Origin of the sequence: Flavobacterium gilvum (genome assembly GCF_001761465.1) — a bacterium.
Classification (GTDB): domain Bacteria; phylum Bacteroidota; class Bacteroidia; order Flavobacteriales; family Flavobacteriaceae; genus Flavobacterium; species Flavobacterium gilvum.
The window spans coordinates 2,799,363-2,812,832 of the sequence record NZ_CP017479.1 but is presented as its reverse complement, the minus strand read 5'-3'; the positions used below and the strand labels follow the sequence as shown (position 1 = coordinate 2,812,832).

13 protein-coding genes are annotated in these 13,470 nt (G+C 34.5%); 10 read left to right on the top strand and 3 right to left on the bottom strand.

From position 1 onward, the window contains the following. Positions 1-71 precede the first annotated feature (71 nt). From hisA to EM308_RS11760, 4 genes are all read left to right on the top strand, one after another. A complete protein-coding gene (gene hisA, locus EM308_RS11775) occupies positions 72-794 on the top strand; it encodes a 1-(5-phosphoribosyl)-5-[(5-phosphoribosylamino)methylideneamino]imidazole-4-carboxamide isomerase (RefSeq protein WP_035635193.1) in 723 nt (240 codons plus the stop codon). A gap of 86 nt (positions 795-880) precedes the next feature. After that, positions 881-1,636 (top strand): imidazole glycerol phosphate synthase subunit HisF, encoded by a 756-nt coding sequence (hisF, locus tag EM308_RS11770; protein WP_035635231.1) that lies wholly within the window; start codon positions 881-883, stop codon positions 1,634-1,636. A 93-nt stretch (positions 1,637-1,729) separates the two neighbouring features. Further along, a complete protein-coding gene (gene hisIE / locus EM308_RS11765; protein ID WP_035635191.1) occupies positions 1,730-2,326 on the top strand; it encodes a bifunctional phosphoribosyl-AMP cyclohydrolase/phosphoribosyl-ATP diphosphatase HisIE in 597 nt (198 codons plus the stop codon). A 274-nt stretch (positions 2,327-2,600) separates the two neighbouring features. Beyond that, positions 2,601-4,250, top strand: coding sequence for a M1 family metallopeptidase (locus EM308_RS11760; protein ID WP_035635188.1), 1,650 nt, complete (start codon positions 2,601-2,603; stop codon positions 4,248-4,250). Positions 4,251-4,322: 72 nt separating this feature from the next. Here EM308_RS11760 and EM308_RS11755 read toward each other — a convergent pair whose 3' ends face one another. Further along, positions 4,323-4,718 carry a hypothetical protein gene (locus EM308_RS11755; protein WP_035635186.1) on the bottom strand — a complete coding sequence of 132 codons (396 nt, stop codon included), beginning with the start codon at positions 4,716-4,718 and terminating at the stop codon, positions 4,323-4,325. 72 nt (positions 4,719-4,790) lie between these two features. On the opposite strand from EM308_RS11755, the gene EM308_RS11750 reads away from it, so the two are divergent. Beyond that, entirely contained in the window at positions 4,791-5,177 is a 387-nt protein-coding gene (locus tag EM308_RS11750; protein ID WP_035635183.1) for an acyl-CoA thioesterase, read from the top strand. A 446-nt stretch (positions 5,178-5,623) separates the two neighbouring features. On the opposite strand, the gene EM308_RS11740 is transcribed toward EM308_RS11750, so the two are convergent. Together EM308_RS11740 and EM308_RS11735 are read right to left on the bottom strand one after the other, a co-directional pair. Beyond that, positions 5,624-6,880 carry a mechanosensitive ion channel family protein gene (locus tag EM308_RS11740; RefSeq protein WP_035635179.1) on the bottom strand — a complete coding sequence of 419 codons (1,257 nt, stop codon included), beginning with the start codon at positions 6,878-6,880 and terminating at the stop codon, positions 5,624-5,626. A gap of 120 nt (positions 6,881-7,000) precedes the next feature. Then, complete coding sequence (locus tag EM308_RS11735) at positions 7,001-7,288, bottom strand: DUF3817 domain-containing protein (RefSeq protein ID WP_035635176.1); 288 nt, start codon at positions 7,286-7,288, stop codon at positions 7,001-7,003. Between the two features lie 105 nt (positions 7,289-7,393). On the opposite strand from EM308_RS11735, the gene EM308_RS11730 reads away from it, so the two are divergent. From EM308_RS11730 to EM308_RS11710, 5 genes are all read left to right on the top strand, one after another. Next, positions 7,394-7,921, top strand: a complete 528-nt coding sequence (locus EM308_RS11730) for a DUF6155 family protein (RefSeq protein ID WP_035635174.1) — start codon at positions 7,394-7,396, stop codon at positions 7,919-7,921. A 96-nt stretch (positions 7,922-8,017) separates the two neighbouring features. Continuing rightward, a complete protein-coding gene (locus tag EM308_RS11725) occupies positions 8,018-9,556 on the top strand; it encodes a DEAD/DEAH box helicase (protein ID WP_035635173.1) in 1,539 nt (512 codons plus the stop codon). Positions 9,557-9,782: 226 nt separating this feature from the next. Next, on the top strand, positions 9,783-11,117 hold the full coding sequence (locus EM308_RS11720) for a DEAD/DEAH box helicase (protein ID WP_035635171.1): 1,335 nt from the start codon (positions 9,783-9,785) through the stop codon (positions 11,115-11,117). Positions 11,118-11,259: 142 nt separating this feature from the next. After that, a complete protein-coding gene (locus EM308_RS11715; RefSeq protein WP_035635170.1) occupies positions 11,260-12,531 on the top strand; it encodes an NAD(P)/FAD-dependent oxidoreductase in 1,272 nt (423 codons plus the stop codon). 299 nt (positions 12,532-12,830) lie between these two features. Then, positions 12,831-13,247 (top strand): hypothetical protein, encoded by a 417-nt coding sequence (locus tag EM308_RS11710; protein ID WP_035635167.1) that lies wholly within the window; start codon positions 12,831-12,833, stop codon positions 13,245-13,247. The last annotated feature ends 223 nt before the right edge of the window (positions 13,248-13,470 follow it).

Sequence of the window (13,470 nt, the reverse complement as noted above, 5' to 3'; positions counted from 1 at the left end):
GGCAATATCAAAAATCAATTTCAATGTCAAATCTGAAATAAGAAATCGTTAATCAAAAATCTAAAATCTCGATGAGAATAATACCCGCAATAGACATTATAGAAGGAAAATGTGTTCGTTTATCTAAAGGCGATTACAATACCAAAATCATATACAATAAAAATCCGCTTGAAGTGGCCAAATCATTCGAAGCACACGGAATTGAGTATTTGCATTTGGTTGATTTGGATGGCGCAAAATCGAGCAAAATTGTCAATTATAAAATATTGGAACAAATCGCCACACAAACCAAATTGAAAATTGATTTTGGTGGTGGTTTAAAAGCGGATTCCGACTTAAAAATTGCTTTTGAATCTGGTGCAAACCAAATCACAGGTGGAAGTATTGCCGTAAAAAACCGAGACATTTTTGAAAAATGGATTGCAGAATATGGTTCTGATAAAATTATTTTGGGTGCCGATGCCAACAATGAAAAAGTTGCTGTTTCGGGTTGGTTAGAAGACTCAAATGAAGATTTGGTTCCGTTTATTCAAGATTATCAAAATAAAGGTATTCAGTATGTAATTTGTACGGATATTGCCAAAGACGGAATGCTTGAAGGACCAAGTTTTGATTTGTATGCGAAGATTTTGACCGAAGCCGAAGAAATAAAATTAATAGCCTCTGGCGGAATTTCAACATTTGATGAATTACCTAAATTAGCTGAATTGGGTTGTGAAGGAACAATCATCGGAAAGGCCATTTACGAAGGCAGAATTTCGTTGAAACAATTAGAAGGATTTATAATTAGATAATGAGATAATTTGAAAATTAGATAATTTTTGTTTTGTTTTAAATAATTATCTAATTGACTAATTCTCAAATTGACACATTAAAAAGAATGTTAACAAAAAGAATAATCCCCTGTTTGGATATCAAAAACGGAAGAACGGTAAAAGGCGTTAATTTTGTAGATTTGCGTGATGCCGGCGATCCTGTGGAATTGGCCAAAATCTATTCGGATGAAGGAGCTGACGAATTGGTTTTTCTAGACATTTCGGCAACTGAGGAAAGAAGACGAACATTAGTCGATTTGGTTCGAAAAGTAGCCGCAACGATTAATATTCCGTTTACGGTAGGTGGCGGAATTTCTGCTGTGAGCGATGTCGAAGTGTTATTGCAAAATGGCGCCGACAAAGTTTCCATCAATTCATCGGCGGTAAAAAATCCGCAGTTGATTAATGATTTGGCACAAAAATTTGGAAGTCAATGCGTGGTAGTCGCAATCGATGCCAAACAAATAGACGGCGAATGGATTGTGCATTTGGTAGGTGGAAAAGTACCAACCGATATCAAATTGTTTGATTGGGCAAAAGAAGTCGAAGAAAGAGGCGCAGGAGAAATCCTTTTTACCTCGATGGATCACGACGGAACCAAAAATGGTTTTGCTAATGAAGCTTTGGCAAAATTATCCCAAATTGTCAATATTCCGATAATTGCTTCGGGAGGTGCCGGAAACATTCAGCATTTTACTGATACTTTTATTGATGGAAAAGCGGATGCCGCATTGGCAGCAAGTGTTTTTCATTTTAAGGAAATCGAAATTAAAACATTAAAAAAAGAATTAAAAAATAACAACATAGAAGTAAGAATATAGAGTATAGAACAAAGAGTCAAGAAAGTTTTAAACGATAATTTTCAATTATTAAATCTTTCAATCTTTTAATTTTTCCATCATTAAATTATAAAAATGAACATAGATATCAAAAGTGCACACGGATTAATTCCCACAATTATTCAGGATTCAGAGACCAAAAATGTCCTGATGTTGGGATATATGAATGAAGAATCGCTTCAAAAAACTTTAGAAACAAAAAAAGTGACTTTCTTCAGTCGTTCCAAACAAAGACTTTGGACAAAAGGCGAGGAGAGTGGTAACTTTTTACATTTGGTTTCTATCAAAAACGACTGCGACGGAGATACACTTTTAATTCAGGCAAAACCAGAAGGGCCTACTTGTCATACAGGCGCAGATACTTGTTGGCAAGAACCTAATATTCAGGAATTTGGTTTTATTTCAAACTTAGAAAAAACGATCAAAACCCGTAGAGAAAACGCCGATTCTGAGAAGAGTTATGTAGCTTCTTTATTTGAAAAAGGAATCAATAAAATTGCTCAAAAAGTAGGAGAAGAAGCGGTAGAAGTGGTAATTGAAGCCAAAGATAACAACGACCATTTATTCCTTGACGAAAGTGCCGATTTGCTTTTTCATTACCTCATTTTATTGCAGGCAAAAGGATTTCAATTGAATGATGTTGTGAATGTTTTGAAAGCGAGACAGAAATAAAAAACATATTTTTTATGTAAAAGAAACCCATTAGTAAAACACTTTACTTTTGGGTTTCTTTTTATTTATGACAGTTCGGCGCTACTAGCAAACGCATAAAATTTGCCACAGATTAAAAAGATTCACACAGATTTATTGAATACCCAAGTTTTAATCTGTGAAAATCTTTTTAATCTGTGGCTAAAACAACCTTGGTACACTTTATCTTTTACCATATTATTATTAGCAAAAACTAAAAAAAAGTATGTAGTTTTGATAAAAAATTACCAAATCCATGAAAAAACAGCTCAATCTTTTATTGTTTTCATTCCTAACTTTCAATGGAATTCAGGCACAAGGACTTCTGAATAAATCGGATGCTCATTTTACAAGACAAGATTCTCTAAGAGGAAGTATAACCAAAGAGCGTTCTTGGTGGGATCTAAAACAATATGACCTTAGCATAAAAGTTAATCCTGCAGACAGCACCATTACCGGATCAAACACTATTCAATATAAAGTCTTGCAACCCTATAAAACAATGCAGATAGACTTGCAAAAACCGATGGAAATAATCAAGGTTACACAAGATGGAGTTGCATTGAAATTCAATAGGGAAGGCAATGTTTTTTATATAACATTGGATTCTGAACAGAAAACAGGCACAACAAAAGAGATTAAAATATTTTATCACGGTAAACCAAAAATTGCAGTAAGACCACCATGGGACGGAGGAATTACCTGGAAAAAAGACAAAAACGGAAATGATTTCATAGCTTCATCTTGCCAAGGTTTGGGGGCAAGTGTTTGGTGGCCCAACAAAGACCATATGTATGATGAAGTTGACGGAATGAAAATCAGCGTGAATGTTCCTAGAAAATTAATTGATGTTTCCAATGGTCGTCTTCAAAATGTAAAAGAGCTGAAAGACGGAACCAAAACCTATACCTGGGCAGTAAAAAATCCAATCAACAATTATGGCGTGAATATCAACATTGGTGATTACGTTACCTTTTCGGAGAAATACAAAGGCGAAAAAGGCGATTTGGATTGCAAGTATTATGTTTTGAAAGACAATTTGGCAAAAGCCAAAGAACAATTCAAACAGGTTCCAAAAATGTTAAAAGCGTTCGAACATTGGTTTGGACCTTATCCTTTTTATGAAGACAGTTATAAATTAGTCGAAACTCCTTATTTGGGTATGGAACACCAAAGTTGCGTAACCTATGGAAACGGTTATCAAAACGGTTACCTCGGTCGCGATTTGAGCGGAACAGGATGGGGACTGAAATTTGACTTTATTATCATACATGAGTCTGGACACGAATGGTTTGCCAACAATATTACCTACAAAGACATTGCCGACATGTGGATTCACGAAAGTTTTACTTGTTATTCTGAAAGCTTATTTTTAGAATATTATTATGGAAAAGAAGCTGGTCTTGAATATGTTCGCGGAATTCGAAAAAACATTCAGAATGACAAACCTATCATTGGCTATTATGATGTAAACAATGAAGGCTCTGGCGATATGTATTACAAAGGCGCAAACATGCTCAACACATTGCGACAATTGGTTAACGACGATGAAAAATGGAGGAATATCCTGCGCGGACTAAACAGCACTTTTTATCATCAAACGGTAACGACGAAACAAATTGAAGATTATTTGAGTCAACAAGTTGGTATGGATTTGAATCCGTTTTTTAATCAATATTTAAGGGACATTCGAATTCCGATATTAGAATACACAATTCTAGACAACACTTTGAAATACCGTTGGACAAATACCGTTTCTGGTTTTGAGATGCCTATAAAAGTTGCGCTAAACGGAAAAGTAACTACCTTGAAACCAAAAGCGGATTGGACTGAGTTTACCAACGACTCAAAAATTGAAAAAGTTGAAGTGAACAAGGATTTTTATGTTATAAGCAAGAAAATTTAAATTTTAATCTTTCACTGCAAAAAAGCCTCTCAAAAATTTAAATTTGAGAGGCTTTTTTGTAGTTAATCTGAATCAAGGTGCATCAAACAATTGAACCTGATTTTTGAGTCTTTCAATAAGCAAATTCATCATTCTTTTGTTCAGGTTGGAGGAATTTTGGATATAAATCGAGTATTCATCTGTAGTAAATAAGGCAATAATCATCCCTTTTAAAGCATTTCGGAACTTGATGTCTTTTTGGATTGCATTCTCGATAATAGCCAATTTATTTTCCACCGATTTTGTATAAAAATCCCTTTTGTATTTACTGATGTAATTTTGGAAAGAAGCAATAAACAAATCGTTTTGCAACTTTAAAATTGGCCTAATGACCTCATTTTGAAACAACTCATCAGATAATGACTGAATATTTGATTCGCCCAATGATTCTCCGCGAAGTTCCTTGATTAATTTGTCTCTCTGTTCCATCTTTTTTTCTTTAAAAATATAAAAATTACTGTTAATAATGTATTATTTTAGCAATATTAAATCAAAAATAGCATGCGATTTCATACCAGAAAATGGGTAAAACCCGAAGACTTAAATCCAAATGGGTCATTGTTTGGAGGTAAATTATTAGCTTGGCTAGACGAAGAATTGGCCCTGTATTCCATTGTACAATTAGAAAACCCAAGGATTGTAACCAAACATATGTCGGAAATCAATTTCAGAAGTTCAGCCAGACAAGGTGATATCGTTGAAATAGGAATCGATGTTGTCAAATTTGGACATACTTCATTGACCTTAAAATGCGAAGCGCGAAATATGATGACCCGCGAAACAATTATCACAATTGACGAAACTGTCATGGTAAATTTGGGAGAAAACGGAAAACCAAAAGCCCATGGAAAAACCGAAATTGAGTTTGTGAAAGATAGGTTGGGGTGAAAAAAAGTTGTTAAGAGGTTAAGATTCTGAGATGCTAAGATTCTAAGAATATTAGCTACAATCAAATTTTATTGTTTTTTTCAAAATAATTTGCTTTTAAATCTAGAAACTAAAATCTAAATTCAATGCAGTTTGAACGCTTAAAGAAAAATTCAAAAATCATCATTGTCTCATTCATCGTTTCATTGCTGTTCTTATTTGTAGGAACAGGTTCAATTTTTTTTTCTTATTTAGGAATTCTGATTGAATTAATCTTGATTTCTTTTTCAATTGCAAATTTGTTTTTTCTCATTGTAACCAAAATTGAATGGAAAGTCAAAATTGGGTATTTGATATTAAGTGCGATTCCCGTTTTTACTTTATTATTCTTTCTCTTAAAAAGTTTTTCAATCGAGTGCTAAGAAATATTGTTCAATCAATCTACTGATAACTAAAGACTAATCGCTCTAACCCTTCACTACATTTTCCGAAGGCATTGCAAAAATTTCCAAATCAAAATATGGGACAGAAGCAATAATATGGTCAAAAATATCGGCCATAATGTACTCGTAATTCTCAAAACGTTTGTCTTTTGAAAAAGTATAAATTTCAAGAGGAACACCATAAGGTGTGGACTGTAGTTGCCTGCAAACCATCGTCATGTCTCTGTTCAGCCCAGGATATTGATGAAGGTATTGGATAATGTATTTTCGAAACAAACCCAAATTAGTTAAATTTCTACCGTTTATTGGCAGGCTTTTATCGATTTTATGACTGCGGTTATAATTATCAATTTCAGTTTTTCTTGTATCGATATAGGCGCTTATAAGTTCAATCTTCTTCAAATCAGCGAGTTCATCATCTTTCAAAAACCGGATACTATCCGCTTTAATGATAATATGACGTTTTATTCGTCTTCCATCAGAATTAAGCATTCCTCTCCAGTTCTGAAAAGAATCAGAACTTAAACTATAGGTTGGAATCGTAGTGGTCGTATTATCAAAATTCCGAACTTTTACCGTAGCCAAATTAATTTCGATAACATCACCATCGGCACCGTAACGATCCATAGTAATCCAGTCGCCAATACGTACCATATCGTTAATCGCAACCTGTACACTCGCCACAAAACCCAAAATAGTATCCCTAAAAACTAAGATGATCACTGCCGAAACAGCTCCCAAAATAGTCAATAATTCTGTTTTGTCAATATCAAACAGCTTTGAAATAATCACCGTAATCCCAAACATCCATAGGACAATCATGATAACCTGTATGAAACTATCGATAGGTTTGTCACTATACCTCGGAATCAATTTTAAATAATCGCGAAGCGAATTAAAAACGGTTCTGATAATCCATAAAATGAGCAAAACAATATAAGTCGCAACAGTTTTTCCAAAAAGGCTTTCCCAATATTCGAACTTATCCAAAATTACAGGAACCGCCTTATATACAAAAAACAACGGAACCAGATAAGAGATATACTTTGCGGTTTTATTACTCACCAGCAAATCATCAAATTTAGTTTTTGTCCGTTGGGCAACAAGAGCCATGATTGTTACCAGAATAAATCGGGAAACTGTGTAAAGCACATAAACCAAAAAGCAGAGCAAAATGGTATTGAAAAACAAACTCACATAAGTCGATAACGATCTGCTCATTCCCCAATCCCTAAAAATAGGATAGAGAAAGCTAAAAATAGTATGAATGAGTTTGTCCATTTTAATATATCTGATGAAATTAACTGCAAAGATGCAAAGTAAGCGCAAGGCAGACAAAGCTTTGCGAACTTAGCGCAATTCTTTGTGAACCTTGCGGTTAGAAATTTAAAAAACTACAAATTAAACCGCTTCTTTCAAATATTTTTTTTCTATATAAAAAGTTCCGAACGGCACCAAAGAAGCTCCCAAAATAATTCCAAAAACTTTAAAATTCCAATTTTGAGCATTCTTCAGAAAAATAGCCAATAAAACATATCCAATAAATAATACACCATGTCCAATTCCAAACGGACGTACTATTGTATGATAAAGTTCTGGGTTATTCGTTTTTATAACCAACATATTAATCATTAAAACCAAAAAAGAGATCCCCTCCAAAATGGCAGTAATTTTAAAAATTTTAAGCATTTGTAGTTGTTTTTCAATTATTGAGCCGCAAAATTAAGTAATATCATCCATTATTGCTGTATGCAATCACAAAGTAAATTACTTTTGTAGTCTTAAACTTTGAGTATGAGCAAGCGTGATTTAAAAAAATATTTGAACGAACTCACAAAAGAACAATTAGAAGAACAGGTTCTTGAATTGTATGAAAAATTCAGTCCGGTAAAAGTCTATTATAATTTTGTATTCAACCCAAAAGAGGAAACCTTATTACAGGAATGTAAACTCAAAATTTCACAAGAATATTTTCCAGTACAAACCAAAGGCAAGCGAAAAAAACCAAAAATGAGACGATCGGTTGCCCAAAAATACATCAAGCATTTTATTCTTTTGGGTGTAGATCCGTTCGTAATTTCCGATGTGATGCTGTATAATATCGAAATAGCCCAGACTTTTTCGTCCGAGAATCTCGTAAAACAGGAATTATTCTATAAAAGTATGTTTAATTCTTTTGAACAAGCTATGAATTTCATCATTTCAAACGGAATTATAAGCGAATTCAAAAATCGATTACTTAACATTTATAAAGAAGCTTCTGACCAAAAATGGATGAATATCAGTGATTTCAGTGCAACTATTGAGCTTTTGGAAGACTAAAAACAGATTTGCTCTTAATGTATTTAATCTTTTTTGAAAAAAATTACCCGAATAACTCTTTTTTAGGTGTATTTTTGCAAAAATCCAAAAATCAGCATGCATCAAGAAAGTTTAGAAATTGAAACCGAAGTCAGGAAAGAACTTTACGCCTATCAACAAGGAGATATTGACGCCATTTTTGAGCGTATTGACAATGCTTCAGCACAACATCATTTATTGTACCAATTGCCTACTGGAGGGGGAAAAACAGTAATTTTTTCCGAAATTGTTCGTCGCTATTTGTCAAAACACGACAAAAAAGTAGTGGTGCTTACACATCGTATCGAGTTGTGCAAACAAACTTCGAAAATGCTAAAAGGGTTTGATGTAAAAAACAAAATCATCAACAGCAAGGTAAAAGAACTCCCAGACCAAAACGATTATTCGTGCTTTGTGGCCATGGTTGAGACTTTGAAAAACCGTATCAATGACGAAAAACTGCATTTGGACAATATCGGTTTGGTAATCATCGATGAAGCGCATTACAATTCATTTCGAAAATTATTAAAATCATTCAAAAATGCCTTTATACTTGGGGTAACGGCAACTCCTTTGAGTTCAAACATAAAATTGCCAATGCACCAAAGCTATGATGAGCTAATCGTGGGTGACACTATTGCCTCATTGATAGACAACGGTTTCTTGGCTAGAGCAATTACCTATAGTTATGATGTTGGACTGACTTCTCTAAAAGTTGGTATCAACGGAGATTACACCGTAAAATCTTCAGACGATTTATATACAAATATGGCCATGCAGGAAAAATTATTGCATGCCTACACCGAAAAATCATTGGGCAAAAAAACCTTGATTTTTAATAACGGAATCAACACATCGCTGTATGTCTACGAAACGTTCAGGGAAGCCGGCTACGGTATTCGCCACTTAGACAACACCAGCAGCAACGAAGAACGCAAAGAAATCTTGCATTGGTTCAAGCACACACCAGATGCTATCTTGACCTCCGTTGGAATCCTAACAACCGGTTTTGATGAACCAACAGTAGAAACCATTATTTTGAACAGGGCAACAAAATCCCTGACATTATATTTCCAAATGATTGGTCGTGGTTCCAGAAAATTGCCTGGAAAAGATGAATTTGCGGTTATCGATTTAGGAAACAATGCCGCTCGTTTTGGATTGTGGAGCGATCCCGTAAACTGGCAGCACATCTTCAAATCACCCGAGTTTTATCTGGAAAACCTGCGTGATGACAGCGAAATAGAAATGCATTTCAAATACACAATGCCAGCAGAATTGCGTGCCAAATTCAGCAAAACTGCCGATGTTACTTTTGATGTCGATGAAGAACACAAACTGGCTATTAAGCAAAACTTAAGATCCAAAGTTGTTTTGGATAAATCCATCGATCAACATGCTGCCATGTGTGTGGACAATACCGAAGAATTGCAGGAAGCCAAAGCCCTTTCAAAAGAACTGGAAGCCGATATCGAAGACCGCGTAAAACGTTTTTCAAAATGCCTAAGCCAATGCAGTAAAAACTACAGGGAATGGCTATTGGACGATTATAAACTAAAATTGACTTTATTAATCGGAAAAAAATATCGGGAAAAAATAATGAACGAAGCCGATTAAAAGTACAGACGCGATTTATCGCGTCTCTATTTATCGCGTCACTATTTATCGCAACTTTTGCCGTATATTTTTAGAAAAATAATAATAATTTTTAGGAGCTATTTCCCGCTATACGTTACAATCTTTTATGTTTTTAAAGGAAAAACATAAAAGGATTTCCACTTCTATCGGGGCTAAAACAACATTCTGCAATCAACAGCATTTTACAATTTAAAGACCAAAAATCATGTCAAAACAATTCTCAGATTTAGGAGTTTCAAAAGAAATACTCAAAGCGATTACCGAAATGGGAATTGTAACTCCAACCGAAATTCAGCAAAAAACAATTCCATTATTGTTATCAAACAACACCGATATTGTTGGACTTGCCAAAACTGGAACTGGAAAGACCGCTGCTTTTGGATTACCATTATTACAATTAACAGACACTAAAATTGACGCTGTGCAAGCCGTAATTTTGGTGCCTACAAGAGAATTGGGACAACAAATTTTTAATAATCTGGAAAGTTTTGCCAAATATCTTCCCGAAGTTTCGATTGCTTCAGTTTGCGGCGGAACCCCAATTAAACCACAAATCGATCGATTAAAATCCCCCGCGCATATTGTTGTTGCAACACCGGGGCGTTTAATCGATTTATTACAACGTAAAGCTATCAGCCTAAAAGAAACCAAATTCCTCGTGCTCGACGAAGCCGATGAAATGGTGGCTATCCTAAAAGAAGCTTTAGATGAAATCATAACCGAATTGCCCAAAATATACAGAACCTTTTTGTTTTCGGCTACTTTGCCCGGAACGATTAAACAATTGGTTCAAAATTACTTGAACAAAAATGCTGTTCAAGTAAGCGCAAGCATGGAAACAGTAGGAAATCAAGGTATTGATCACAATTATATCGTGGTCGAACCGATAGAAAAACTGGATGTTTTGATGCATTTCTTGAATACTAAAGAAGGTGAACGCGGAATTATCTTTTGCAAAACAAAAGCCGCCGTAAATAAACTGGCAAAAAATCTCGCGATTAACCGATTTTCGTCTGGAGCTTTACACGGAAGCTTGACACAAGGAATTCGTGACCGAATTATGGAGCAATTTCGTGAAGGACATATTAATATTTTGGTCGCAACCGATTTGGCGGCGAGGGGAATTGATGTAAAAGAAATTTCTTACGTTGTGAATTATCATCTACCAGATGTTTATGAAGTTTATGTACATCGTAGCGGAAGAACCGCAAGGGCAGGGGCAAATGGACTTTCATTAACCGTTTTACAACCCGAGGAAGAAGTTGAAATTGCTGATTTTGAACGAGAATTAGGAATTCAATTTACCAAATACAAAAAACCATCAGCCCTGAGTATTGAGGAAAACAATATGCTTTTATGGGCAAAACAAATCTTTAAAACAAAACCCAATCACGAATTGGATTCCGAATTAAAAACAAAAATTAAAACCGTTTTTCATCATCTCACAAAAGACGAATTGATTGAAAAATTAATGGCCAATTATTTGTTGCAAAACAAAACTGAAATTACCGAAAAGGCTGTAAAAAAATTCAAGAAGTAATATATAAATTGTATTTTTGAGAGAAGTCTTAAGTCCTTAGTCCCTAGTTATTAGTCTCTAGTTTTAAATGGAATTTAATTCTGACTAGAATTACTAAGAATTAAAGACTAACTACTAAGTACTAATAAAAAACTCTCAAATCATGCATATCGTAATCATAGGCGGAGGTTTTGCCGGAATTAATTTAGCCAAAGATCTCGCCAACCAAAAAGGAATTGAAGTAACTCTTGTAGATAAAAACAATTACAATTTCTTTCCACCGCTTATTTATCAGGTCGCCACTGCTTTTTTGGAACCCTCAAGTATTAGTTACCCTTTTCGGAAGTTTTTTGCCGGAAAAAAAAATCTGAAGTTTCGTTTGGGCGAATTACTAAAAGTAATCCCAACCGAAAATAAAATCATACTCAACAACGGCGAATTACATTACGACTACTTAGTTTTTGCTACGGGTGCCGAAACGAGTTATTTTGGAATGGAAAATGTCAAGAAAAAGGCCATTCCGATGAAAACGCTCAACGATGCTATCGAAATGCGCAATGCCTTATTGAAAAATCTTGAAAAAGCAGCCATTTGCAAAGATATTCATGAACGAAGAAAATATTTAACCATCGTAGTCGTTGGTGGCGGGCCCACGGGAGTAGAAGTTTCCGGAATGTTTGCCGAAATGAGAAAAAATATTCTGCTCAAAGAATATCCTGAATTACAGACCTCCGCCAGCAATATTTATTTGATCGATGGAGGAGATGCCTTATTGTCACCTATGAGCGAGGATTCTCAAAAAGATACACTGAAAGCGGTAACACAACTTGGAGTAATCGTAAAACTACACACCCGAGTGGTCGATTTCAAAGACGATACTGTTTTTTTAGGTGACGGAAAAACCATTCAAACCAAAAATTTGATTTGGGCTGCAGGTGTTTCGGCGAAAGAATTTGAAGGAATTCCGGCAGAAAGTTATGGTCGTGGCAAACGAATGGCAACTAATGAATTCAACAAAGTAAACGCTACCGAAAACATCTACGCAATTGGTGATACAAGCATCCAACTCAACGATTCCAATTTCCCGGGTGGTCATCCGCAAGTCGCTCAGGTTGCCATTCAGCAAGGAGTGAATCTGGCAGAAAATTTCAAACGAATGGTTCAAAACAAACCATTGAAACCCTTCAAATACAAAAACAAAGGATCAATGGCCATCATTGGAAAAAACAAAGCCGTTGTCGATTTACCAACCCCAAAAATGCATTTCAGAGGCTTTATGGCTTGGATGATTTGGTTATTCGTTCACCTAATGTCATTGATAACCTACCGCAACCGAATCAATACTTTTTACCATTGGATGATTGCCTATTTCTCCAAAGATCAATCGTTACGCATGATTATAAGACCGGAGAAAAGAACGAAAGGGGATTTGTAAATAAGATAATACATTCCGCATACCAACCTACACCCAATTTTGTCATTTCGACGAAGGAGAAATCTCATTTACTCAATCGATAAAGATTGGAACTTATGATTGCGGAGCTACTTGTTTAGATTTCTCCTTCGTCGAAATAATAATTTTGAGCATAAAGCAATATTGAATTCTTAGATTAATTAGAATCAAACAAAATATAAATACTTAAAAATGAATTAATTAAAACTCATTTCATAAAAAATATCCGTAAATTGCTTAAGAAATAAAGTATTTCTTTTACTAATTTAAAAATCAACGTTATGAAAAAGTTCATTTTAATACTAGCACTTATGTTTTCGATTGTTGCATTTTCACAAAATATCACTTCTAAGATTGAGACTGCAAGTCCGGCACAATACGAATTGCTGAAAAAAGTTAATGAATATTATCCTGACATTAGCTTAAGCGAAAAAGTTGTCAATTTTTATGTGGATGAAAATATTATTGATACAAAACAAGAATTTGCCATAAAAGGCACGGAATTTTCCAAATATGAAGTAAGCATAAGCCCAGACAATAAAAGACTGATATTTAGTTTTGAATCAACTAAAAATGGAAAAGTTTACGGTGCAGTTGTTCTTTTTAAAGGAAAATATGTCAGAACGACTTTTAATGAAAATTCAGGACAAGTTGATATGATGGTAAATGGCAAATCCGTTTTTATAAAAAAGCCATGATTCTTTGTTGAAAATTAATATTTGAGGAAATTTCGATCAGTCAAACTTAAACTGTTATCAAAATGATTTTGATACTGCTGGAGAATGCAATAAATTAAAAATATTTGTTGTCAATAAAAACAACGAGAATTTTGATCACCTTAAAGTTGAAATACGTTTTGAATCATTTGCAATTTTTGCCAAGTACAAGAAAATATAATGATTTGGAATGTGGAATATTTTT